This is a genomic window from Nonlabens sp. MB-3u-79 (assembly GCF_002831625.1).
GTDB lineage: Bacteria > Bacteroidota > Bacteroidia > Flavobacteriales > Flavobacteriaceae > Nonlabens.
Window position 1 is genome coordinate 2,500,069 of the sequence record NZ_CP025116.1, and the last position, 26,239, is coordinate 2,526,307.

22 protein-coding genes are annotated in these 26,239 nt (G+C 37.0%); 18 read left to right on the forward strand and 4 right to left on the reverse strand.

Annotated elements, in window-relative coordinates:
• Positions 1-28 precede the first annotated feature (28 nt).
• From CW736_RS11035 to CW736_RS11050, 4 genes are all read left to right on the forward strand, one after another.
• Positions 29-793 (forward strand): Rossmann-like and DUF2520 domain-containing protein, encoded by a 765-nt coding sequence (locus tag CW736_RS11035; RefSeq protein WP_101013996.1) that lies wholly within the window; start codon positions 29-31, stop codon positions 791-793.
• Entirely contained in the window at positions 777-1,310 is a 534-nt protein-coding gene (locus CW736_RS11040) for a KdsC family phosphatase (protein ID WP_101013997.1), read from the forward strand. The genes CW736_RS11035 and CW736_RS11040 overlap by 17 nt, the downstream gene beginning before the upstream one ends.
• 163 nt (positions 1,311-1,473) lie before the next feature.
• Complete coding sequence (locus CW736_RS11045; protein WP_101013998.1) at positions 1,474-2,394, forward strand: geranylgeranylglycerol-phosphate geranylgeranyltransferase; 921 nt, start codon at positions 1,474-1,476, stop codon at positions 2,392-2,394.
• Positions 2,395-2,399: 5 nt separating this feature from the next.
• Entirely contained in the window at positions 2,400-2,981 is a 582-nt protein-coding gene (locus CW736_RS11050) for a Maf family nucleotide pyrophosphatase (protein ID WP_101013999.1), read from the forward strand.
• Between the two features lie 155 nt (positions 2,982-3,136).
• Here CW736_RS11050 and CW736_RS11055 read toward each other — a convergent pair whose 3' ends face one another.
• Positions 3,137-3,556 (reverse strand): nucleoside-diphosphate kinase, encoded by a 420-nt coding sequence (locus CW736_RS11055; RefSeq protein ID WP_101015124.1) that lies wholly within the window; start codon positions 3,554-3,556, stop codon positions 3,137-3,139.
• 355 nt (positions 3,557-3,911) lie between these two features.
• Between CW736_RS11055 and CW736_RS11060 the strand changes: the two genes are divergently transcribed.
• The 8 genes from CW736_RS11060 (at position 3,912) to CW736_RS11095 (ending at position 12,383) form a co-directional block, all read left to right on the forward strand.
• On the forward strand, positions 3,912-4,937 hold the full coding sequence (locus tag CW736_RS11060; protein ID WP_101014000.1) for a DHH family phosphoesterase: 1,026 nt from the start codon (positions 3,912-3,914) through the stop codon (positions 4,935-4,937).
• Entirely contained in the window at positions 4,921-5,472 is a 552-nt protein-coding gene (gene gldI / locus CW736_RS11065; RefSeq protein WP_101014001.1) for a gliding motility-associated peptidyl-prolyl isomerase GldI, read from the forward strand. The genes CW736_RS11060 and gldI overlap by 17 nt, the downstream gene beginning before the upstream one ends.
• A gap of 114 nt (positions 5,473-5,586) precedes the next feature.
• Positions 5,587-6,723 carry a peptidylprolyl isomerase gene (locus tag CW736_RS11070; RefSeq protein WP_101014002.1) on the forward strand — a complete coding sequence of 379 codons (1,137 nt, stop codon included), beginning with the start codon at positions 5,587-5,589 and terminating at the stop codon, positions 6,721-6,723.
• Positions 6,724-6,846: 123 nt separating this feature from the next.
• Positions 6,847-7,245, forward strand: coding sequence for a Rid family detoxifying hydrolase (locus CW736_RS11075; RefSeq protein WP_101014003.1), 399 nt, complete (start codon positions 6,847-6,849; stop codon positions 7,243-7,245).
• Entirely contained in the window at positions 7,246-8,112 is an 867-nt protein-coding gene (locus CW736_RS11080; RefSeq protein ID WP_101014004.1) for a nucleoside phosphorylase, read from the forward strand.
• 66 nt (positions 8,113-8,178) lie between these two features.
• Positions 8,179-9,060 (forward strand): substrate-binding domain-containing protein, encoded by an 882-nt coding sequence (locus CW736_RS11085; RefSeq protein WP_101014005.1) that lies wholly within the window; start codon positions 8,179-8,181, stop codon positions 9,058-9,060.
• Between the two features lie 37 nt (positions 9,061-9,097).
• Entirely contained in the window at positions 9,098-10,054 is a 957-nt protein-coding gene (locus CW736_RS11090; RefSeq protein WP_101014006.1) for a tRNA dihydrouridine synthase, read from the forward strand.
• A 127-nt stretch (positions 10,055-10,181) separates the two neighbouring features.
• A complete protein-coding gene (locus CW736_RS11095) occupies positions 10,182-12,383 on the forward strand; it encodes a B12-binding domain-containing radical SAM protein (RefSeq protein WP_101014007.1) in 2,202 nt (733 codons plus the stop codon).
• Positions 12,384-12,716: 333 nt separating this feature from the next.
• Here CW736_RS11095 and CW736_RS11100 read toward each other — a convergent pair whose 3' ends face one another.
• On the reverse strand, positions 12,717-13,775 hold the full coding sequence (locus CW736_RS11100) for a WD40/YVTN/BNR-like repeat-containing protein (protein ID WP_101014008.1): 1,059 nt from the start codon (positions 13,773-13,775) through the stop codon (positions 12,717-12,719).
• A gap of 138 nt (positions 13,776-13,913) precedes the next feature.
• Here CW736_RS11100 and CW736_RS11105 point away from each other — a divergent pair, with 138 nt between their 5' ends.
• The 5 genes from CW736_RS11105 (at position 13,914) to purL (ending at position 22,707) form a co-directional block, all read left to right on the forward strand.
• Positions 13,914-15,122: an RsmB/NOP family class I SAM-dependent RNA methyltransferase gene (locus CW736_RS11105; protein WP_101014009.1), complete on the forward strand. Its 1,209-nt coding sequence runs from the start codon at positions 13,914-13,916 to the stop codon at positions 15,120-15,122.
• Positions 15,123-15,285: 163 nt separating this feature from the next.
• Entirely contained in the window at positions 15,286-16,518 is a 1,233-nt protein-coding gene (locus CW736_RS11110; protein ID WP_101014010.1) for an acyloxyacyl hydrolase, read from the forward strand.
• A 463-nt stretch (positions 16,519-16,981) separates the two neighbouring features.
• Entirely contained in the window at positions 16,982-17,527 is a 546-nt protein-coding gene (locus CW736_RS11115; RefSeq protein WP_101014011.1) for a GNAT family N-acetyltransferase, read from the forward strand.
• 470 nt (positions 17,528-17,997) lie between these two features.
• A complete protein-coding gene (locus CW736_RS11120) occupies positions 17,998-18,768 on the forward strand; it encodes a WG repeat-containing protein (protein WP_101014012.1) in 771 nt (256 codons plus the stop codon).
• 300 nt (positions 18,769-19,068) lie between these two features.
• Positions 19,069-22,707: a phosphoribosylformylglycinamidine synthase gene (gene purL / locus CW736_RS11125; RefSeq protein WP_101014014.1), complete on the forward strand. Its 3,639-nt coding sequence runs from the start codon at positions 19,069-19,071 to the stop codon at positions 22,705-22,707.
• Between the two features lie 394 nt (positions 22,708-23,101).
• Here purL and CW736_RS11130 read toward each other — a convergent pair whose 3' ends face one another.
• Positions 23,102-23,689, reverse strand: a complete 588-nt coding sequence (locus CW736_RS11130; protein WP_101014016.1) for a hypothetical protein — start codon at positions 23,687-23,689, stop codon at positions 23,102-23,104.
• A 285-nt stretch (positions 23,690-23,974) separates the two neighbouring features.
• On the opposite strand from CW736_RS11130, the gene CW736_RS11135 reads away from it, so the two are divergent.
• Positions 23,975-25,276 (forward strand): MFS transporter, encoded by a 1,302-nt coding sequence (locus tag CW736_RS11135; RefSeq protein ID WP_101014017.1) that lies wholly within the window; start codon positions 23,975-23,977, stop codon positions 25,274-25,276.
• 82 nt (positions 25,277-25,358) lie between these two features.
• On the opposite strand, the gene CW736_RS11140 is transcribed toward CW736_RS11135, so the two are convergent.
• Positions 25,359-26,144: a helix-turn-helix transcriptional regulator gene (locus CW736_RS11140; protein WP_101014019.1), complete on the reverse strand. Its 786-nt coding sequence runs from the start codon at positions 26,142-26,144 to the stop codon at positions 25,359-25,361.
• Positions 26,145-26,239 lie beyond the last annotated feature (95 nt).

Here is a 26,239-nt window from a genome sequence, read left to right on the forward strand (position 1 = left end):
GTCGCATTGAAGTGTGTATTTTTACAACATGATAAGGATAATTATTATTGGAACTGGTAATATAGGTGGGCATCTTTGTAATGCCTTTGAAAATGTCCCTGCATCTAATAATATTCTAGTTACCGGGTATTATAATAGAGCTCAAAAAGAGCTGTCAGGCAGCAACGCAGCTTTACTTACTGATCTTAACAACCTGCCAGACTCTGATCTCATTTTGCTTGCCGTTCCTGACGATGCCATAGAAAAAGTTTCAGAACAAATCAAAGCTACTAAAGCCGTCATTGCACATACCAGTGGTAGTGTTGCTATGAGCGTTTTGCAAAATCACAAGAATCACGGCGTTTTTTACTTACCACAAAGTTTTAGCAGTTCCAGAAAGCCAAGCTTTGAGGACATTAATATTTGCCTGGAATCCAGCAGTAAAGAGGTGAATAAAGTTTTGGAAATGGTGGCTGTTACGCTTTCGCGAAAGCGGGAACAAATCAATTCTTCTCAACGCAAGAAACTCCATCTAGCAGCAGTTTATATGAACAACTTTGTCAATCACTGTTATTCCAAAGCAGAAGAGATTATGGAAGAAGCCTCTATAGACACACATTTGTTAGATGCATTGATGCGAGAAACATTAGAAAAAGCAATAGCTCTTTCTCCTAAAAGCTCGCAAACAGGTCCAGCGATAAGAAACGACTCAAGAACAATAGAAAAGCACTTACTACTGCTTGAAAAAGAAGATCGAGAAATGTACCGATCCATTACTAAATCTATACAAAAAACACATGGCAAAAAGCTATAAAGAATTACTTCACGACATTAACACTTTTATTTTAGACGTAGATGGTGTGCTCACAGACGGCAGGCTTATTATTTCTGAAAGTGGTGAACTATTGCGCACTATGAACGCAAGAGATGGCTATGCGATGAAGACGGCACTCAACAACGGCTATAATGTTTGTATTATCACTGGGGGCACAAATGAAGGTGTAAAAACGAGATTGGTAGGTCTGGGTATTAAAGACGTGTACCTAAATGCCAGCGATAAAATGATCCAAATAAGGGCGTACGTGGCAAAGCACAACTTAAAACCAGAAAACATTGTATTTATGGGAGATGATATGCCAGATGTTGCAGCCATTCAATTTGCTGGACTAGGCTGTTGCCCTCAAGATGCTATTCCAGAAGCAAAAGCTGTAAGTCAATACATTTCTCATAGAAATGGCGGCGATGCTTGTGTACGCGATATTATAGAACAAGTTATGAAAGTACATGGCAAATGGAATGTACAAGAAGGAAAGAGTGTGAAATCAACCTAATGAAAGCTAGTAAAAATCATTAAAAAGTATGAAGTTCTAATTATTGAGATGCCATTTTTTAGCGTCATTCTACTGTAGTGCAGAATCACTTTCAGTTATCTCAGGAGATTAATAATAGTTCTTTTTATTTTTATTTTACTTTTGTTTCCCCTTAATTTATGTAATGTCTACTTTTTTTAAAATTATACGCTGGCCTAACGTTTTGTTGACCATTCTAACACAATTGGTCATTGTTTATGGCCTGTTAATTCCCTCTTTAGTTGTTCCAGCTTTAAACTGGTGGCAATTGCTTTTGTTGCTTAGCGCTACGGGCCTACTTACGGCAAGTGGTAATGTCATCAATGATATTTATGATGTGGCAATTGATCAAATAAACAAACCTGAAAAGCTACTCGTCACAAAAAGCATCTCAGAAACGAGTGCTTATAACTTGTATTTTGTTTTGACTATTCTTGCCGTAATTTGTGGTTTTGTGCTGGCTAACAGTTTAGATAAGCCCATTTTATCAAGTGTGTTTGTAGGTGTCGCTTTTGTGCTTTATTTGTATGCGAGTTCGCTCAAGTCTATGTTGCTGGTTGGTAATTTGGTGATTTCCATATTGGTCGCATTAGTGATTCTTATAACAGGAGTCTTTGAACTTTTCCCTGTCATTACTGAAGCGTCGCAACCTGTATTTAAGTTTCTTATGGAACGTTTGTTGGAATTTAGCTTGATGGCTTTTTTAATCAATGTAGTTCGAGAATGGGTTAAAGACTGTGAAGATGTAAATGGAGATAAAGCTGGTGGTAGGAATACGCTTGCTATAGCTTTAGGAAGAACAAGAGCTGCTCGATTTATCGCCTTTTTTATTTTAGGTATTCTGATTTTGTTAGGCTGGTTTGTATATGAGTACATCTACCTAAACGATATCATTACCTATTACTTTATATTTCTTATCATGGGGCCATTAATGTTTGTCATGATCAAGCTATGGTCGGCGCAAACCCAAAAGGAATTCCATATACTTTCTACTGTTCTCAAAGTAGTTCTTCTCTTTGGAATCCTGTCTATTGGAATTTTCAGAATCAATTATTACCTTAATTAAGAGCTATGCTAGCAGACAAATTTGCAACTACCGAAATCATTCTCGCCTCACAATCTCCTAGAAGACAGGAGCTTTTAAAAGGTTTAGATCTCGATTTTAAAATAGAAACTAGGCCTGTAGACGAAGTGTATAGCTCTGATTTGAAAAGACAGGAAATCACCAATTATCTTTCTATTTTAAAAGCAAGTGCCTTTAAAAATGACCTGAAAAGCAATCAGTTATTAATCACTAGTGATACCATTGTATGGTTCAATGAGGAGGCATTAGAAAAACCTAAAAATGCGGAGCATGCCAGAGAAATGCTTACTTCAATGAGCGGTCATTCTCATGAAGTATTTACCTCGGTTTGCTTTACAACCACCCAACGACAAGAAGTTATATACGACCTTACTAAAGTCTATTTTGCAGCATTGACCGAAGAAGAAATAGAGTACTATGTGAGTCATTACAAACCTTTTGACAAAGCTGGCGCTTATGGTGTTCAAGACTGGTTGGGGTATGCAGCGGTTACTCGATTAGAAGGATGTTATTATAACGTTATGGGGTTGCCATTACCTAAGGTATATGAGTTTTTAAAAGGGTTTTAGAATTGTGTTGCTTTCGCGAAAACGCATACAACACCTTACAACATCAACTGTTGTAATAGGCAAGACAAAGCAGAATGGATCAAAAAAAAATCCGCTTTTAAAAAAAGCGGATTTTCATATTAAAAAAGTAGCAGAACTACTGTATAGGCTATTTCTTAAAACATTTCACGTGCTGAGAAATGGAATGCACTCTCGATAGCTGCGTTTTCATCGCTATCACTTCCATGGACAGCGTTTTCTCCCATACTCTTAGCAAACATTTTTCTGATCGTTCCATCGGCAGCGTCAGCAGGATTAGTAGCTCCTATTAACGTACGGAAATCTGCAACTGCATTTTCTTTTTCAAGAACAGCGGCAACTACAGGACCACGAGTCATGAATTCTACCAATTCACCATAAAATGGACGCTCGCTGTGTACTGAATAAAATTCCTGTGCATCGGCAACAGTCATTTGAGTTTTCTTAAGAGCGACGATTCTAAAACCGCTAGCTGTAATTTTGTCAAGTATAGCACCTGTGTGACCGTCTTCAACGCCGTCAGGCTTAATCATAGTAAATGTTCTATTCGTTGCCATTTTCATATTTTTTTTTAAAATGCGCTGCAAAAATAAGGTATTAGTTAGTTTTGGTGGAGTTTTATTAAAATATAATTTGGGAGGAGTGACTGATCAATATATGATTGTGTCAACTAATTTGAAACCTGTACCCAACTATAACTCTAGGGAAAACTAATCTCAAGAGAATTGAAAGACATATAAATGGGATATAATCAACAAAAAAGGACAAAAGTCATGCTTTTTAAGCAACTAGAGTTGAATAGTGCTTTCTACATAAAACTAAGGAGTTTTAAATAATAATACTTATTACTTTATAACCACTAACCATTATTTACTGCCAATTAAAGCCGTAAATCCTTACTTTTGCTTTACTATGAATAAAGATCAAATTCAAAGCTTGAAACATGAGCTTTCCACTCCTAAAAAAATAGTCATTGTTCCACATAAAAATCCAGATGGAGATGCGGTGGGTTCTGTAATTGCTCTATATGGCTACCTGCTTGAGTTAGGACATCATGTGCACATGATCAGTCCGAATGATTTTCCTGCTTTTTTAAAATGGATGGAAAACAGTGACTTATTCTTGAACTACGAGAAAGAAAAAGAACAGTCTGATGCATTAATTAGGGAGGCTGATATGATCTTTAATCTCGATCACAACGCATTTCATCGTGCAGGAACTATGGAGTTTATACTTAAGGAAGTAGATGCGACCTTTGTTATGATTGACCATCACCAGCAACCAGACGATTTTGCTACCTATATCTATAGTGACACTTCTATGAGCTCTACTTGTGAAATGATTTATCACTTTCTTGAAATGATGAATGATACAGACAAGATTAATCCGGCTATGGCTGCTGCTATGTACACAGGGATTCTTACGGATACTGGTAGTTTTAAATACAGTTCTACTACCTCTACTACCCTGCGTGTTGCGGCAAACCTTGTGGATAAAGGAGCAAATAGTGAAGCGATCAACCGTAAAATTTATGACGTAAATACACCCTCAAGAATGAAATTACTAGGTGTAGCTTTAAATAATATGGTTGTTTTAGAAAAATACCGAACTGCTTATATCACCTTAACTCAAAAGGAACTGGACGATAATAATTTTAAAAAAGGCGATACAGAAGGTTTTGTCAACTATGCCCTAAGCTTAGACGGAATCGTTTTTGCACAAATTCTTATAGAAAAAGAAAGTGAAGCGATTATAAAAACATCTTTAAGGTCTAAAGGTGATTTTGATGTCAATCAATTGGCTAGAGAAAACTGGGAAGGTGGCGGCCATAAAAATGCCGCTGGAGGTAAATCTGATTTATCAATGACAGAGACAGTAAATAAATTAATTAGTATCTTGCCCGCTTATGAAAAAGAGCTCCATGAAGTTGTTATTTAGAACCTTTCTTATAGGTGTTTTATTCGTCTCTCTTCAAGGCTGTAGCAAGAAGGTTGAGGCTAGAAAGCCTATTACCACAACTACCAGCTCTAGCATACAGCAATCTATAGAAACAAACAAGAAACTTAATGCCGCTGAGGAGCAAGCTATAGAAAACATTATTAAGAATATCGATCAAAAATTTGAGCGCAGCGCTAACGGATTTTACTACTCTTTCACTAAAAAGGATTCAACCGTCGGTATACAACCCAAATTTGGAGACCGTGTAACTTTTGAATACGACGCGGTAGCCTTAAACGGAGATACCATTTATAGGAAAGAAGAACTCTCCCCAATAACTAAAAGTCTGGATCAAGAATACGGCATTTTTAGAGGTATGCGAGCAGCGTTGAAATTGATGAAGACTGATGAAGAAATGATTGTCTTTTTCCCATCTTATTCTGCTTATGGATATTATGGAGATAATAATCGAATAGGTTCAAATACCCCATTTAAAAGTCGTGTAAGACTCTTAGGTATAAACTTAAAGGAATAAAAGTAGAATAAGTGTTTTAGTTTTTTTCTTCTAAAGAAACTAAAAATTATAATGAACTTGATTTAGTGTAAATGCAAATAATTAAATATATTTAAACAAAAATAAATTAGTAAAATGAAAAAAATCCACGGACTCATTGCAATTCTTGCCCTCGTATTTATGGCATCATCTTGTGAAGACAAATATCCAGACGTAGAAGATGGTATCTATGTAGAAATTCAAACTAACAAAGGGACCATGTTTGCTCAATTATATTATGAAGAGGCACCTGTTTCTAGTGCTAACTTTGTTGCGTTAGCAGAAGGGAAACACCCCTTAGTAAACGATTCGTTAAAAGGAAAACCTTTTTATGACGGATTAATTTTTCATAGAGTTATGAAAGATTTTATGATCCAAGGTGGTGATGTAAGCGGTACTGGTAGCGGTGATGTAGGTTATAAATTTGATCAAGAAGTAAATGATACTTTAAAGCACGATTCAAAAGGTATACTTTCTATGGCAAATGCTGGACCTAATACTAATGGAAGTCAGTTCTTTATCATGCATAAAGAAAACCCTAGTTTAGACATGCGTTATAATGTATTTGGTAAAGTAGTACAAGGCCTAGAAGTAGTTGACTCTATAGCGCTAACTCCGGTAAACGGTCAGCGTCCTGTGGATTCAATGATCATGCAAAAAGTTTCCATTATTCGTAAGGGAAAAGCTGCAAAGAAATGGGATGCGGTTAAAACTTTTGAAGATGCTATTAGTGCCGCTGAGGCTAAAAAAGAAGAAGCTGCTAAACTAGCTGCCGAAAGAAGTGCTGCTGCACCAGCTGCAAGAGCGGTAAAAGCGGAAGAACTTGCTGTTCTAAAAGAAATGGCAATCAAATTACCGAATAGCAACGTTATGATTTATGTGAAAACTAAAGGAGATGGTGAAAAACCAGCTGAAGGTGCTTCTGTCATGATGGATTATAGTGGTTTCTTTTTGGACGGTACTCTATTTGACTCTTCGATTCTTGAGGTTGCTCAGAATTTTGATAATATTAATGCTAGGAAAGAACAAATGGGTGCTTATGCTCCTATGCCAGTGCAATACAGTTCTTCTGTAGGAATGGTTCAAGGCTTTAAAGATGCTATGTTAAGTATGAACTACGGTGATGAAATCGTAGCATTCATCCCTTCTGATCTCGCTTATGGCGAGCGTGGTGCAGGTGGTGTCATCCCTCCTAACACCGATCTTGTTTTTGAAATGAAGATCACTAAATAAAATATATTGAGCTGCGGCTCTTTAATTTATATCAAGCGCATTGTTGTATTCAATGCGTTTTTTTTTGTTTAAAATTAAGATGAATTTTAAAGGTCTATAGACTCTATTCATTAATTTAGTCTTATGAAAAAAATAATCTACACCGACCTCGCTCCTAAGCCTATTGGTCCTTATAATCAAGCTGTTTACTATAAAAATGCTTATGAACACACCCTGTATACGAGTGGCCAAATCGCCATCGACCCCAGTACAGGAGAATTAAAAATAGACGATCTTAAGGAAGAAACCCATTTGGTGATGAAACACCTAGAGAGTCTGTTAAAGCAGGTAGATATGACTTTTGAACATGTTCTTAAAACGAGTATATTTCTAAGTGATATGTCCAACTTTGCGATCGTAAATGAGGTTTATGGAAGTTATTTTAGGGAAGAAACAGCACCTGCAAGAGAAACTGTAGAAGTAGCCAACTTGCCTAAATATGTGAATGTTGAAATTTCACTCATCGCAAAGCACGAGATATAAATGTCTATAGCAAATTCTGAACTCATCATCAATCCAGATGGGAGTATTTACCATCTCAACCTAAAACCTCACCAACTGGCAGATACCGTTATTACTGTAGGGGATCCTGAACGTGTGAGCGAAGTGTCTAAATACTTTGATGTGATTGAAGTAAAGGTAGGAAAACGCGAATTCCACACGCATACAGGTATTTACAAAAATAAACGCATCAGTGTGATTTCTACAGGTATTGGAACTGATAATATTGATATCGTTTTCAATGAGTTGGACGCATTAGTTAATGTCGATTTTAAAACTAGAGAGATTCATAAGGAACTCAAGTCTTTAGACATTATACGCGTAGGAACTAGTGGTGCTGTTCAAAGTGATATTTCTGTGGATAGTTTTTTACTGTCCCAACGAGGAATAGGCTTTGACAGTTTGATGCATTGGTATGAAAGTGATGGTGGTGATACCGCTTTCGCGAAAGCGGTATCACAACAAATACCTAGATCAAAATTACATGCGACCCCTTATGTGGTTGCTTGCGATCCAGACCTTGCCAAAAAGTTTCAAACTATGGAAATGAAAAATGGCAATACCATCACTAACGTAGGCTTTTACGGGCCGCAAAGTCGTAAAATAAGACTGGAACCCGCAGAGAAAAACATCAATACGTATATAGCAGATTTTAACTTTGAAGGACATAAAATCACCAACTTAGAAATGGAAACCGCTGGAATCTATGCTATGTCAACACTTTTAGGACATAGAGCTGTTTCATTAAACGCCATACTTGCAAATCGCGCTACTGGAGAGTTCTCTTCTCAACCTACGGCAACGGTAGAGAAACTTATCAGATTCACACTAGATGCTATTGTGGCTTAACACAAGTCATGAATAGCCTTTAGACTTTCTTATTTACTTAACACCTGTGTACTATCTTTGTATTCAATGGAAAAAAAAACAACCATAAAAATCGGCGGTGTACCAGAGCATTTTAATTTGCCATGGCACTTAGCTCTTGAGGATGATGCTTTCGCAAAAGAGGGAATAGATTTACAATGGCAAGATGTACCGGAAGGAACTGGACGCATGAGTAAACTTCTACGCAACGAAAAACTAGACGTTGCATGTATATTGACTGACGGTATTGTAAAAGATATCATCGCGGGTAACAAATCGCGTATCCTTCAAGTATATGTTTCTTCACCACTACTTTGGGGTGTTCATGCGCCTGCACAAATTGAAGCAGATCGCACCGAACAATTAGAAGATGGAAAAATTGCTATAAGCCGTTATGGAAGCGGTTCCCACTTGATGAGTTACCTTCTTGCAAAAAGACATGGATGGGATACGGAAGACATAGAATTTGAATTGATCAATACTCTCGATGGAGCTGTAAAAGCACTGAGTACTAATAAAGCGCAACTATTTCTTTGGGAACGCTACATGACCCAACCTATAGTAGATCAAGGTATTTTTAAACGCCTAGAAACGATCGCCACTCCTTGGCCTAGTTTTGTCATTGCCGCTACCGAAAACTGTATCAAAGAAAAAGAAGAAGCCTTATCAAAAATGCTGCACATTATCAATATATACACAGCAGACTTTAAGTCTATACCCAGTATAGACCGCACTGTTGCTTCTCATTACAACCTTCAAGTAGGAGATGTACAACAATGGTTGTTGCGCACCGAGTTTAGTAGTGAACAACTGTTGGAAAGCACGGTGGACACCATTATTGAGGAATTTACAGCTGTGGGTATCATTGATAGAAAGGTGACGCTAAAAGACTTGGTCCATTATGTTCCTAAAATAGATGAAGAAGAATAGATCTTATTCAATAACTAATTTATAAATTCAAAACTCCATCACTAAAGATTCATTCACCCTACTTTCTTCTCCATTACAAGGCTTTACAGAATTTAGATTTCGTAACGCTTTCCATAAATATTTTGGAGGTATAGATGCTTTTTATGCACCTTATATAAGGTTCAATAACAAGCCAGAAATAAGTAATAAATACCAACGGGATCTACAATTAGAAAACAACCACGTTCCAGAGTTGATACCGCAAGTGATGACTAATGATGCCGATGAATTTCTTATAGCTGTTCATTACATCAGATCCCTAGGGTATAAAGAACTCAACTGGAATCTTGGCTGTCCCTATCCTATGGTGACTAAAAAAGGAATGGGTTCTGGATTAATTTGTGATCCTGTAAAAATCGATCAAATTTTAGAACGCGTTCATGCAGAGACTGATGTCATTGTTTCTATGAAAATGAGAATGGGTTATCTAGAACCGACAGAGATTTTAGGAACCTTTCCTATTTTAGAAAAATACCCAATTAAGAATATAGCCATACATGCACGCATTGGTAAACAACTGTATAAAGGCGGCGTAGATCTGGAGTCTTTTCAAAAATGTCTAGACACTTCAAAACACCAACTCTACTACAATGGGGACATAACCACTGTGGCTGGTTTTAGAGAAATGCAAGCCTTATTCCCTAAAATTAATCACTGGATGATAGGTCGTGGACTCATTGCAGATCCTTTCCTGCCCAGTATGATCAGAGCAAACACAGAAATATACCCAGAGAACAGATGGGAGATATTTAGAGAGTTCCATGATACTATGTATAAAGAATACGATGAATTTCTTCAAGGCCCTACTCCTATCAAAATGAAAATGCAAGGCTTTTGGGAATACTGGTCACAGACATTTCCCAATCCGCAGAAAGCGTTTAAAGCCATCAAAAAAGCAAATAACCCAAGGGCTTATCAGCAAGCAGTAAATGATAATTTAAAAACGGTTTCATAACTCTTCTAAGGTTTAAAAAGAAACGTATTGCTTTCTTACAGTAACTAATTAAGGATGATCTTCTATTTTCTCAGAAAACAGAAAACAGAACCTTTACAAACCTTAAATTTGCGTACTACAAAATTTCATGCAAAAAGACCTTTTCCTTTTCACCCCACCTTTTACACAACTGAATACACCGTATCCGGCAACGGCTTATATCAAAGGATTTCTAAATACTAAAAACATTGATTCTTATCAAATGGATTTGGGTATCGAAGTCATTTTAGAATTGTTTTCATCTATAGGAATGAGAAAGGTTTTTGAGGATGCGCGGGATAAAAACAGTATTCTAAGCGATAACAGTCAGCGCATCTATGCGTTAAAAGATCATTATATAAGACCGCTGGACAACATCATCTCTTTCCTTCAAGGTCATAACGATACTTTTGCAAGACAAATTTGTACGGATAACTTCCTTCCACAAGCCTCTAGATTTGACCAAATAGACGACTTGGAATGGGCTTTTGGAAATATGGGAATACAAGATAAGGCTAAGCACCTCGCTACCTTATACTTGGAAGACCTATCTGATTTTATAGTAGATTGTGTAGATGATCATTTCGGTTTTAGTCGTTATGCAGAGCGGTTGGGAATGAGTGCCAACAGTTTTGATGAGCTATATGAAGAGCTGCAACAACCATTATCCTACATAGATGAGATAACCGTCTCTATTTTAGAAAAGAAACTCCAGGAAACCCAACCAAAATTGGTAGTGATGTCCATACCATTCCCGGGTAACTTATACAGTGGTTTGAGGTCCTGCCAGTTTATCAAAAAACATTTTCCGAAAACTAAAATCGCTATGGGCGGTGGTTTTCCAAATACTGAATTGCGCTCCTTAAAAGATGCTCGAGTATTTGAGTTTGTAGATTTTATATGCTTAGATGACGGGGAATTACCACTAGAATTAGTTGCCGATTATGTATTGCATCATCCCTTAAAACCTCTTCAAGACCTAGAATTGAAAAGGACTTTTATACTGGAGAATGAACAGGTTACTTATAAAAACAATTCTAAAAAAGGCGACTATAAACAGTTACAAGTAGGAACACCAGATTATGCTGACTTGCTTTTAGATCAGTACATTTCTGTTATAGAAGTTGCAAATCCTATGCACAGTCTTTGGAGCGATGGAAGGTGGAACAAACTTACTATGGCACATGGTTGTTACTGGGGTAAATGTACTTTTTGCGACATTTCTCTTGATTACATCAGTCTTTATGAGCCTATAGCGGCCACTATTCTTGTGGATCGCATGGAGCAATTGATCGCACAAACTGGAGAACAAGGTTTTCATTTTGTAGATGAAGCAGCTCCGCCTGCTTTGATGAGAGCCGTAGCTTTAGAAATCCTAAAAAGAGAATTAACGGTCACTTGGTGGACCAACATAAGATTTGAAAAGAATTTCACTCAAGACCTGTGTCATTTATTAAAGGCTTCTGGCTGTATTGCAGTTTCTGGCGGACTTGAAGTAGCGTCAGATCGGTTATTGAAATTGATAGACAAAGGTGTCACTGTAGAACAAGTAGCACAAGTGACTAGAAGTTTTACCGCTGCGGGCATCATGGTCCACACCTATTTAATGTACGGTTACCCTACACAAACCATTCAGGAAACCGTAGACAGTTTAGAAATGACCAGACAGTTGTTTCAATTAGGAGTAATCCAAAGTGGTTTTTGGCATCAGTTTGCACTTACGGCGCACAGTCCAGTAGGAATGAACACACAAGATTATGGCATTACACCTCATTTAAAAGAAATTAGTTTTGCTAATAATGATGTGCAGTTTACCGATTCTACAGGAATTGATCACAGTATTTTTAGTGATGGATTGAAGAAGTCATTATTCAATTTTATGCACGGGATAGGCTTTGATATGTCCTTACAAGAATGGTTCGATTTTGAGATTCCACAAACAACTATTACCCCTTACTATATTGAAGATTGTTTAAACACTGATTCTTTTAGGTCTATTAAATCCAATTCAAAAGTAATTTACCTGGGTAATTTACCTTTGATTGGCAGGTTTTCAAAGACTAAAAAAGGTAAAGAAGTCCCTTATTTGGACCTGGTGTTTCATGATAAATCAAGTTCCTTTCAAATAGAACTTCCTGAAGATCAAGGAAACTGGTTGTTAGACCATTTAGAATTATGGCAGCCTGGCCATAAACTCACCACATTTTCTCAAATCAAAACTTCTTACGAATCTCAATTTGAGACATTAGAACCTTTCTGGTACTCTGAGGAAATGGAGATTTTACGTGAAAACGGATTGTTAGTTTTATAATGTTGTAATAGCGAGCATCTATTACATTGGCTTGAAAGTGTTACTTCTATTTTGATAAAAGAATTTAAAGTAAAAAATAAAGAGAGGACTCCTCCTCTCTTTATAAGCGATCTCCACCGCTTAATTTTAATAAACAGTAGTCTTGGAATACCAACCTGTTTATCCATCTAAATCATATCAAAAGTAATAGATTATCATCCAGGTACAATATTTAAAAACACTTTAAAGTGTAAATAAATACGATAAAGTGATAATGCACTGTAAATAAGTCTGATAGTTATCTGTGTTTTTTGTATTTAATCGATAAACATAAAATCGAGATAACTGCTAAATTCACTTAAGTATGAATTTACTTACGTTAAAATGTCCTGCCAAGACACCTTCTTTATCATTGATCATTTTTAAGGTATAAAATCCTTGGTCTGTTAACTTTTTCCAGTCTTCTCCTTGAGAACCACTCCACCATATTCCTTGAGAACCTACGGCGAGAATTTCTTTGCCATTTGTTTCAGGAATAAATACAATATCGCTGCAATAACCTGGTCCATTCTCAGCATCCATCAACTTCCAGTTTTTACCACCGTCAAAAGAAATTGCTTTGTTAGCTAAGTTATCTTCCTTATTGTTCCAATCGCCACCAATAAGAACACCATGCTTGTTATCTGTAAAATCAATAGCATAAATACCTGTCATCTCGCCACCAGCAATAATAGGTGTAGGATAAGAATCCCATGTGGAGCCTCTATCTTTACTGTGTAAAACTCTAGCAGCTGCTCCTCCTGTAACTACCCAAACATTATCTTTATAGATACTGATGTTAGAATTGCTGGCTGCAAATGCTGCTTCGCCTTTTATAAATTTTGGGAGGTCCGTACATTTTGATTTTGTCCAAGTCTCGCCTCCGTCAATAGTTTTGATTATAGAAAGGCAATCTACTGTAGGATCGCCAAAGGCAATTCCTTCCTGATCATTCCAAAACTTCATACTATCATAAAATACCTGATCTCCAAGCTCGGTATAAACCAATTTCACTTCATCAGTTGCCTGTGTTATTTTATAGATCAATGCAGGATTACCCGCACTTAATAAATAAGTGTAGTGCTCTGTAACTGCTATAGATCTGTATTCCATTTTTCTAGCTTCCATAGAAGTCAGCTGAAACTTCTTAATTGCTCCGGTCGCAGCATGTATTCTTCCATACTTCCCGTCATTACCAGAATACCAGTAATCGCCATTTGCGTAATCTAGCGCACGTATACTTATAGAATCTGTCATAATTTCATGAATCTCCATAGTGACATCACCTCTAAAGGTTTCTTTTTCAATAGCTTTTGAGTTGGTTTTACAAGCTGTGAACGTTAGGATCAAAGCAAAAAATAGCATGTTTTTCATGCTTGTAAAAATAAGATAGAAAAAGGAACTAGTCAATTAGAGTTTCCGCTTTCGCGAAAGCGACCTAAATATCAAAAATCCTGTAAAAAAATATATAGTCTCGCATAACTTCCTGAGGAATAGCCGTACTTTTGCAAAATGAGATTTCACCATAATTTAGTGCAGGGAACAGTAGATGCTTTACATATCATATTTAATGAAGGTAAGTATGCCGACCAAGCGATTCAAAAGATTCTAAAGCGTGATACCCGTTGGGGTTCTAGAGATAGAGGTTTTATCGCTGAGATGACCTACGACATTGTAAGATACAAGAGATTATACGCTTCTATAGCTAAAGCTAGTGAGCCTTTTAACAAAGAAGATTTATGGCGACTTACCAGTGTATGGATCGTTTTAAAAGGACATGACCTTCCTGCATGGGAAGAATATTTTAATACACCTGTAAGACGTATCAGAGGCGGACTAGACGAGGTACGAACGAATCGCAAGATGAGGGAGTCTATTCCAGACTGGATGGATGCCATGGGAATTGCAGAGCTAGGGAATATTTGGGATCAAGAAATTACGGCTTTAAATCAACAAGCATCTGTCGTTTTAAGAGCTAACAGATTGAAGACTGATGTCAAGTCTTTAAAAGAAAAATTAGTTGCTGAAGAAATACTGACAACCACAGACGAGCGTTTTCCAGACGCACTCATTCTCAATGAACGCGCTAATGTTTTCAGAACAAAATTATTCACGGACGGATTATTTGAAGTACAGGATGCTGGATCACAGCTTATAGCGGCTTATTTAGACCCTAAACCAGGGGAACGTATCATGGATGCTTGTGCTGGCGCAGGCGGTAAAGCTTTGCACTTAGCGGCAATGATGGAAAATAAAGGACAAATCATCGCTACAGATATTTATCAAAGTAAACTCAACGAACTAAAAAGACGTACACGACGTGCAGGTGCTCATAACATTGAGACTCGATTACTGGAATCTACTAAAACCATCAAGAAATTAGATGGTAAAGTAGATGGATTGCTTATCGATGCACCCTGTAGTGGTTTAGGAGTTTTAAGACGTAATCCTGATGCCAAATGGAAACTACAACCGGATTTCATTGAAAAAATAAAAGAGACCCAACAAGAAATTTTACAATCCTATAGTCGCGTTGTAAAATCAGGAGGTAGAATGGTATATGCAACTTGTTCTATTTTTCCTTCAGAAAATGAGATGCAAGTAGATAAATTCTTGAAGTCAGAAGCTGGAGCAGATTTTGAACTAGAAGACTCGCAAACACTATATGCCCATAGGGACGGTTTTGACGGATTCTTTATGGCTAAAATGAAAAAGAAGTAACTTTTAAACCAAGTACAGGCTAGACATATTTACCGTAACTATTACTTTCAAGGTGTGATGTAATTTGTCTTTTTATTTTTTATACAGTTGATCAAAGACCGCAAATCTTAGGTCAAGCTGCAGGATATAATTATAGATTATTTTAGCAGTTCCAATATATGTAATGAATAGCAATTGTATTCTTTTTCTCTTATGTAGTGTTTTCAGTTTATCCATATTGAATGCGCAAGAATTTTCTTTTAAAGGAGAACTCTCCATAGGTCAAAGTTTACCTTCTAATAAAGAGTTTCCTGATCGCGCTTTACAATCACAATTATGGTGGCATGTTTCTAAAGAAAAAAACAATCCTGATATTCAATGGCATCAATGGTTAGCATACACAGAGACAGGAATTAGTCTTGGGTATACTGATTTTGGCAATAGTGAAATTCTAGGAAGCTCCTTCTCTATTCTACCTTTTATAAAATTCAGGAGTTTTCAGAATAATCAATTTCATACCTATTTAGGTTTAGGAGCCTCCTATTTTACAAAGCAATACAATTCGATAGAAAACCCATTGAATAGAGCCGTAAGTACTGATCTAACTTGGACTTTTAGAGCGCAATTAGATTATGAACTGTATCGATCTATGAATTGGGCTTACAGTACTGGAATTACCGTCGTACACCATTCCAATGGCCATTTAAGGTTGCCGAATAATGGTTTTAATTCGTTCCTGCTTTCTATTAGTGCTACCTACAAATCAAATAACGGGGTGAAAAAAGCACCCACATCGTCAATAGAAACAGCTAACACCGCTTATTTCTCCTTTTACCAAGGTTTAGGGGCTACTGTTTTTAGTGAAGCAGCTCATTTCAATAGACCTAAAGAAGTCTACACTCTAGGGCTCGAATACGGAAAAGTGTATCAGGGTATTTGGAAATTAGGAGTAGGCGCTTTCTACAGATTTTACGAGCATTATTATGATTACATCAATGATGAAGAATTTCTTGTTAGGGATAACGAGCGATTCTCTTATATGAAAAGGGATGCATTTTCTAATGCTACTAATTTAGGTGTCTATGTCAAAGCTGAGTTGTTATTGAACTATATAGGTATAGAGTTTGCCATAGGGGCTAATATTTATAAGCCAGCTTATAAAATCGATTATTATATCAATGAAGGCTGGGATTTTCCACCTAGAGAGTTTCCAGAAGACTGGAAATTTGCAGAGTTTGACAGTAGATACAAATTGCGACATTTGATCAATTCCAGAATAGGTGTCAATTATTATCCGCTAGGGACTAACGATTTTAAAAAGCACAATTTCTACATAGGTGCTCATATGAATGCAAATTATGGTCAAGCAGATTTTACGGAATTGAGAATTGGATACCTTTTATGTTTTAAAAGCTAATGAGGTGCGACTTTTTTTAAGACTCGTTTTGATATAATACTTCAATCACTTCGTCTTTGAATTTTTTCTTCATATTTACATCTTTAAAAATATGTATTACTGTTTAACTATTTAATAATCAAACGTTTATTTGAAAAAATAATAAGTAGGATATCCTCCATGGATCAACTTCATTAAAGTATATGTTTATATTTAGCGCTTCCTAACCATCATTTTGTGTGCTGTATAAATATATAAACTGCCTATTCAAGATCACAGTAGAACAACTCTGTGTTTGTTTTTATATACTATGCGACTACTTAAAACGAATATGCAGTATCTTTTACCCCTTTCCTTTCTAAAGCGAACATACCTTATTCATGTACGTAAAGAATCGCTCTTTAAATAAAGGGTTTGCATATCTTCTCAACTGGCAAAGGAATACATTGCTATTTACAATTGAAAATCGATTAAAAAGTCTCAAATGATCTCCGTAATTCCAGATTTATCACTTCAGCCGGTTAGCGTTAAAGAGCAAGAGAAGTTGTTTCATTTAATGATGAAAATTTACAGACCGGTTTACCAGCATCTTTGGTTTGATGATGGAACTAGCTATGTGGCTTCGCAGTTCAATTTAGAACAATTACAAAGGGAATTATCTACCCCATCTGTTTGCTATTACTTTGTGCACTTTAAAAAGGAGCCTATTGGAATCCTTAGATTTTTAAAAGGCAGCACAACGAGCGCCATTAAAGAAACTAACACAACCAAATTGCACCGTATTTACCTGGATCCATCGGTCCACGGTCAAGGAATAGGCAAAGCCTTGATGGAATGGTTGATAGCGTTTTCTATTACTCAAGACCAACAATCCATCTGGTTGGAATGCATGGATACACAAATGGCTGCGTACCACTTTTACAAACAACTAGGTTTTAAAACGGTAGAAGCATTCACGTTAGATTCCCCAACAATGCGCTCTGAAATGCGCGGTATGTTACGTATGAAATTGAACTTAAACAATAGTTGATGTGTACAACTGTAAATACGGCCGATTGAGCAACAGCCATCCACGAAGAAAACATCTTTTTTACTAAAGTCGGACTGGAAAAATAGTGAGTATGCCTTTGAAGAATTTGACATTTGAAGGACTTCACACCTTACCTTCATTTATTATGTCATTATTATAAATCAAAAAAGATTCCATTTTTGATCTCTCCATAGATGCTATAGAACGGCTCAAGTTTTTTTAAATAAAATCATACTTATTCCTAATAAAAAAACGACCTTTTTATACTCCGTTATTCCTGAGTTTCTAGATACCACAAATAGAGCTCTCTTTAGTTTAGTAATTATAGGCTATAAAATCACATATGGTCGTTCCACTTGATACAACGCAAAAGTCCTGCAACGGTGCACTTACTTAAAACAGTCTAAAAGGAGATTTTAAAACAAGTAAAAAGGAGTATCATTACTCTTTAAAAGCAAAACAACCTCTTCATGAAAACCTATATCTCTCTATGGATCGTGTTTACTGGATTATGCGTAAGCTCACAAAGTTTAACTTATAGCGACCAAATAAAATTAGATAAGATACTTGCCAACAAGAGTATGTTGGAAGAAGAGTCTGCTTTGAAGGAATGGATTCTTTTTGAAACCCAAAATGGAGGATCTATGTTTTTTAACATAGAAGGAGAGTTGCAATTAAACTTAGAAAAAAGATTTGACTGGGTAGATGGGTTTTATGGTTCAGACCTAGCAAAGGTTTCTAAGAATAATAGATTAGGTTTTATAAATAAAAAAGGAGAAGTCGTGATACCATTTGATTTTGAAAACGTCAAAGTTTTTAGTAATGGACTTGCCGCCGTGATGATGTTAGGTAAGCACGGATTTATCGATACTTCTGGTAACTTGATGATTCCTTTCCTATATGAAGATGCAGGTTATTTTGGAAACGGTCTTGCTCCTGTCAAGAAAAACGGAAAGTTTGGCTTTATAAATAGAAAAGGAACTCTTATCCTTCCTTGTAAATATGATGATGCAAAATCCTTCTATAACGGCATGGCAGCTGTAAGGCTTGATACCTTAAGTGGTGCTCATGTAGCGCCAGAGAAATGGGGGTTTATAGATGTTACTGGTAAATTAATTATCCCGTACAAGTACGCTGTTGTAGGTAATTTTAAATCTGATGGCACAGTAAAAGTCACACTTACTGATGGGAGTTCCTTGGGCGATGTGCATTATATAGACACCTATGGAAGTAGGTTATAATCTTTGTTTATCCGTATGTGCTTAGTGTGTTTGATAAGAAACAGCGTTAATTTGATCCTTTTTTTCTTGTAATTGATTTTAATGCTATAAAATAGCAAGTGTTGCAATACATATAAATGGTTCCAAATCAAGTGTAAATTGCTTGTGATAGTTCTATCAGGTTCTATTTGAAATGCACACTTCATTGTTATTTTGAAATTGTAAATAAGTCCGTTAATAATTCCGCTTTCGCGAAAGCGGAACAACTACAATTATCATCCTAAAAAAGTATCTTTGTCACCGCCCATAAAAGCGCTCAAAATGATTCATTTTTACGGAAATCCATCCCAATCAGTTTACGCAGTACAAACCCTAGCACCGATCACTCCAGAAGATGATCTTAAATTACAATGGCTTTTTGCCGATGCTCCAAAACTAAAAGCCGATTCTTTATCTGGTTTTTTTACCGGACCACGTGCTACTACCATTACTCCATGGTCTACTAATGCAGTAGAAATCACACAAAACATGGAAATCAAGGGGATTCTACGTATAGAAGAATTTCATACCTGTACCGCAGAGGCTGACTTTGATAAAATGTTGTTGCAAAAATTTGATGGATTGGATCAGTCTCAATTTGATGTACACGTACAACCAGAAGAAGTTCTAGAAATAGACGACATCGCTGCTTATAACATGCAAGAAGGTCTTTCCTTGAACGATAACGAAATTGATTACCTCATAGCTCTTTCTGAGAAATTAGACCGGAAATTAACTGACAGTGAAGTTTTTGGATTCTCACAAGTGAATTCAGAGCACTGCCGCCATAAGATTTTTAATGGAACCTTCATCATCGATGGAGAAGAAATGCCTTCATCCCTTTTCAAACTCATCAAGGAAACTTCGAAGCGCTGGCCTAACGGAATTGTAAGTGCCTACTCTGATAACGTAGCCTTTGTAGAAGGGCCACAAGCAGAGCAATTTGCACCTAAAACGGCTCATCAACCAGACGTGTATCAAACCAGTCTTTTTGATTCGGTGATCTCTTTAAAAGCAGAGACTCACAACTTCCCTACAACCGTAGAGCCATTTAATGGTGCTGCCACAGGATCTGGTGGAGAAATAAGAGACCGTCTCGCCGGTGGACAAGGATCGTTACCGCTTGCGGGAACTGCCGTTTATATGACCAGTTATTCCAGACTCAATGAAGAACGACCATGGGAAAAAGGTTTTGAAGCACGCAAGTGGTTGTATCAAACACCTATGGATATTTTGATCAAAGCTTCTAATGGTGCGAGCGATTTTGGAAACAAATTTGGCCAACCATTAATTACAGGGTCTGTTTTAACTTTTGAACATCAAGAAGGGGATCAGAATTTAGGTTTTGATAAGGTCATCATGCAAGCCGGTGGTATAGGCTATGGTAAAAAAGAGCAAGCTTTAAAGAAAACTCCTGCCACAGGTGACGACATCATCGTTATGGGTGGAGATAATTATAGAATAGGAATGGGTGGTGCTGCGGTAAGTAGCTCAGATACCGGAGCCTTAGACTCTGGACTGGAATTAAATGCCGTTCAACGTTCCAATCCAGAAATGCAAAAACGTGCTGCTAATGCCATACGTGGACTGGTAGAAAGTGATCACAATCCTATTAAATCCATTCACGATCACGGTGCCGGTGGACACCTCAATTGCTTATCAGAACTCGTAGAAGAAACAGGTGGTATTATAGAAGTAGAGAAACTTCCTATAGGTGATCCTACCCTATCTCGCAAAGAACTGATAGGTAATGAGTCTCAAGAACGTATGGGATTAGTGATGGATGCAAAAGACACCCCTATTTTAGAAGAAATTGCTGCTCGTGAGCGCGCACCTTTATACAAGGTTGGAAAAGTTACTGGAGATAACAGATTTACTTTTAGCGAGAAGAATGGTCGCAGCCCTATGGACCTTGCTCTCGAAGATATGTTCGGTTCCAGTCCTAAAACTATTATGGATGATACCACTATCAACCGTACCTATGCACCTATTACTTATGATGGGAAAGATTTTAAACTCTACCTCTACCAAGTATTACAACTAGAAGCTGTCGCTTGTAAAGATTGGTTGACTAACAAAGTAGACCGTTGTGTAACGGGGCGTGTGGCAAAACAACAAACTTGTGGAGAGTTGCAATTACCCTTAAATAACGTGGGTGTGATGGCACTAGACTATAACGGTAAAATTGGTGTGGCGACTACTATAGGTCATGCCCCTGTAGCCGCTTTAATCGATCCAGCAGCTGGTTCTCGCAATGCGATTGCAGAGTCGCTAACCAATCTTGTTTTTGCACCTTTAGAAAAAGGCTTGTCAGGGGTGAGTTTAAGTGCTAACTGGATGTGGCCTTGTAACAATCCTGGAGAAGATGCTCGTTTATACAGCGCTGTTAAGGCCGTAAGCGATTTTGCTATTGAACTGGGCATCAACATTCCGACGGGTAAAGACAGTCTTTCCATGAAACAAAAATATCCAGATATGGATGTACTTGCTCCTGGGACAGTCATCATCAGTACCGTTGGGAATTGCGATGACATTACCAATGTTATTGAACCGGTGTTACAACCTCAATACGACGCTCCTATTTATTATATCAATATGAGTGGCGATGACCACAAATTAGGCGGTTCTAGCTTTGGGCAAACACAAAATAAAATAGGTGATGAATGTCCTACGATTGTAGATAGTTCCGCTTTCGCGAAAGCGTTCAACACCATCCAATCACTTATCAAACAAGGTAAAGTACTTGCAGGACACGATGTTGCCAGCGGTGGATTGATCACTACTTTATTAGAAATGTGTTTCCCTTCCCAAAATATAGGAATGGAATTGGATTTGAGCCAAGTAGGTCACGATATGGTCAAGGTGCTCTTTGCTGAAAATGCAGGTATTGTACTCCAAGTAACCGACGATAGCGTTGAAGCAGCGCTTTCTAAAACGGGTGTTCCTTTCTTTAAAATAGGAAACGCTATTGACGAAGCTGTCTTGGATATCAACGAATTCATCATAGATGTTGATGATATGAGAGATGTGTGGTATGAAACCTCCCATTTACTAGATCAAAAACAATCCTTTAATGGCACAGCAGACGAGCGTGCACTGAACTATGTGAATCAGCCATTGGAGTTCACGTTTCCAGCACATTTTACTGGAAAACTACCCGTATTGCCTCAAAAACGTATAAAAGCAGCAGTCATACGTGAAAAAGGAAGTAATTCGGAGCGGGAAATGGCACGTGCCATGTACCTCGCTGGTTTTGAAGTGATCGACGTACACATGACCGATTTAATCGCAGGTCGTGAAACCTTAGAAGACGTACAATTTATAGCTGCAGTAGGTGGTTTTTCCAACTCTGATGTGTTGGGAAGCGCCAAAGGTTGGGCAGGAGCATTTTTATACAATGAAAAAGCAAATAAAGCTTTAAAAAACTTTTTTGCCAGACCAGACACCATGAGTATAGGGGTTTGTAATGGTTGCCAACTTTTTGTTGAGCTAGGCTTAATTAACCCTAATCACGATGAAAAGCCTAAAATGCTGCACAACGATTCTGGGAAGTTTGATTGTAATTTCACTAGTGTTGCTATTGCAGATAACAATTCCATCATGCTAAAATCGCTAGAAGGAACTACCCTTGGAATATGGGCGGCACATGGGGAAGGAAAATTTTATTTCCCAAAAGACCGCAACGCTTACCACATCCCTGCAACTTATGGGTATGATAGCTATCCAGCAAATCCTAACGGCTCTGACTATAATGCTGCGATGTTGAACTCTGAGGATGGTCGTCACTTAGTGATGATGCCACACTTAGAACGTTCTACCTTCTCTTGGAACTGGGCACACTATCCTGCTGATCGCAAGAATGATGAAGTAACTCCTTGGATCGAAGCGTTTGTGAATGCTAGGATGTGGTTGAGTAAATAATATTGATGCCCCCTACAACATCAATAGTTGACAGGTTTTTTTAATTTTCAGCACCCCACATGATAAGTGTTTTTCTTAGCAGGTTGGGTGCTTTCGATATAGATAGATGTTAATCTCAAAAGCCATCTTCCCAATCATATTTAGAGAATGCCAACGTAAATAGATGGCATGTCAAACTTCGATAGCTTTTAAAATTAGATGTCTCTACTTCTATTTATTATAATTCCGCTTTCGCGAAAGCGGAATTATAAATCAATTCTAACCCTAATAAGAATTTCTCGTTAACCGATACTGCTAACCGTGTAAAGAAAAAGTCATCTTAACAAGCTAATTGTTGTTAAGATGACTTTTATTCCATGGCTGTTGATGATTACATCAAAAGAGAAAGACTTGTTTATCTGTCGCTATCAGGATCAGAAGGGTCTTTAGGTGAAGAGGTACAAGAAAGCGTGTCCAACTCTATATAAGTTGCCCAAGAACGACCTGGAAAACCTAAACCAGCGCCCCATGCAGTTTCATTTTGTCCTGTAGAACTAGTAACTACCGCATGAGCTGCAATACAAGTTTCAAAGGCTAAAGAGGTACTATCTGTAGTATAAGTTACTACTGTAGTTCCTGAGGTATGTACGGCACTGTATTCAAAGTGACCTACTTTAGGATTACCAGATCCAGTAGTGGGAATATCGCTAGTACAATCACCTATGGACATATGCGTCTCATCAAGGTTCCATCCTGGAATCGTGTTGTACACGATGGATAAAGAGAATGCGTCCATGTAGACATCAACTGTTCCTACAACAATATTTTGTCCAGCAATCAGATCACTGGTTTGGCAAGGTATTGCCGTTGGAGAAAGTAATTTTCCCGCAGATGAAGCAGCATTGATTTCAAATTTGACTTCTTGCGGAGTCGCATTTTCAGATTCTTCTACAGAGCATGCGGTTAAAAATAAAAAACAAAGGAATAGGGATAATAGTTTCATAATTGTGATTTTTAGATTCAGTGCAATATATAATATTTTTAGTAAAAACACGTTAATAAACTATATTCATCGATGAAATACGCTTTATTCAACAATAAATGGTGTAAATAAACGATATTATTATCAAATGTTACTTAATAAAAACACCCTATTCATTACAATAAATTTTAAAACAGCACCTAATTTCACAGTGACAGGTCCTTTTATTGGACTTTTGTTATAGAATTACTATCTAATTAAGCGACGAGGAACACCTTTTTACAAACTTATTTTCTATAGAAACTATTGATTAGTTTTACTGTAAATTCAACTATCATCTTAAGTAAAGGAAAAAAAGCAATACAAATTACTCTTCTAGTTCTAGCAGGAGAAGCCATTTTTATTTTACCCTTTGTACTCGCACGTATCTTTAGGCCTACCGTACTTGATGTTTTTAAACTTACTAATCTAGAACTAGGGACTTGTTTTTCTGTTTATGGAACGGTAGCTTTTGTGTCCTATTTTTTTGGTGGAAGTTTTGCAGATAAATACCAACCGCGCTATTTGATGGCGATATCGTTGATTTTTACTGCTCTTGGAGGTATTTATATGTCTACCTATCCATCATTCTTTGGTCTAACTATGCTTTATGGTTATTGGGGTTTTACAACTATTTTTCTTTTTTGGGCTGCAATGATTAAAGCTACTAGAGTTTGGGGAGGAAAGCTCCAACAAGGAATTGCATTTGGACTGCTCGATGGTGGTCGCGGGTTGGTTTCCTTTGTTTTTGGTTGGTTGGGGATTCTGATCTTCTCTTGGGTTATAGTGGATGAAATAGAAACTGCTACATTATTAGAACGCAAGCAAGCTTACACCTATGTTCTATTAATTTGCTCAGGAATCATTGCTTTTATAGGAGTTTTATTGATTGTTTTAATCAAAAATGATCCTTCCATAGAAATGACCGTTGAAAAAACAACAACTCATCAACTCTTAAAAAAGTACTTAGAAGTTATTAAAATTCCGTCGGTGTGGCTATTGATGATTATTATACTCTGTGCCTACACTGGTTACAAAATCACAGATGTGCATTCACAATATGCCAATGAAGTGATGGGATATAATGAAAGTGATGCCGCAGCGATAGGAAGTAACCTTTTAGGAATACGCGTACTCATAGGTATTGCGGTAGGACTTCTAGCAGATAAGACCAGATCCTCTTTTATGATGATGATTTGCTTTGGTATTAGTATTGTAGGTTCCCTCATCTTTGCCTCTGGAGTGATAGCTCCTAACACCTCTATGTTGTTTTGGTTCACCATTATTAGCTTGGCAACAGGTGTTTATGCTTTTAGAACGCTATATTTCTCTGCTATTCAAGAAGGTGAAATTCCGCTTCAGGTAACTGGAACAGCTGTTGGTTTGATCTCTTTGATAGGTTTTACACCAGATATCTTTATGGGTCCAGCAATGGGTTTTTTAATAGATAATTCTCCTGGCGAATTAGGTTTTCAAAAAGTGTTTCTTATGCTCGCCATTTTTGCCTTGATAGGTTTACTAGCCTCTGTAGTTTTTTACCGTATTAATAAGCCTAATAGGACTTTATAGAGGCATTCCCTTTCTACTTTTTTTCTTTTGAAAGTATTAGTAGAGGCACCCCTTTATTTAGAGTAAATAGCATTTATAGACATTAATTATTAGTAAAATGAGCCAGAAGCTCTGAAGCTTTATTCACGTCCAACTTCTTATAGATATTTTTAATATGCGTTTTAACCGTGTGAGGCGATATAAATTCGGTGCTAGCAATCCATTTGTAATCTTTCCCTTCTAACAAATAAGCGATAATCTTTTTCTCCGAAGGTGTTAGTACATAAATAGAATAATAAATGGTACGGTCGTAAATAGTTTCCTGTTCTTCTCCCCTATTTAAACGCACCAAACCGCGGACTCCGTTAAAATCTAGTACGGATTCATAACAAATTCCTGTAGAAATATAGGGACGCCCTTGATCGTCAAAGTCTGCATAGGAGCTGTATTCTACAACAGGAGTAATCTTACCTGTCCTATTATTTTGCATATGGTAATGCAGCTCAAATACAACAGCATATTTTTCTTTTAAGGAAAGCTCTTGAACAATAGCATTCATAGCGGGAAATAAATCTTTAGAAAGCGCATTAAAGTCTTTCCCCAATATTATTTCTGATAAAATTTGCAATCCTTTCCCATAAAAATCTACTGGTTTCATTCCTGTAAACGCAGTACACGAATTACTGATAAATTCATATTTCAAATCTTGAAGGTTGAGAATGTATCGAATAGAATTGATGTTAAGACCGTCAATAGCATGGGATTTGAATGATTCAAGAAAGGAAGCAATATCTTGTTCTTTCTGTGAAGCAATAGCACGCAGCTCTTTTCTATGTGCTTCTAGTGAAGCTTTTATGAGTTTTTCTTTACCGATTGTTAAATATAACACAAAAATTAATTATAAAATTTAAATGCAAATCATCTATGATTAAAACAAAAAAAGCAACCTTTTCAGATTGCTTTTTTATACATAATATAGGAATA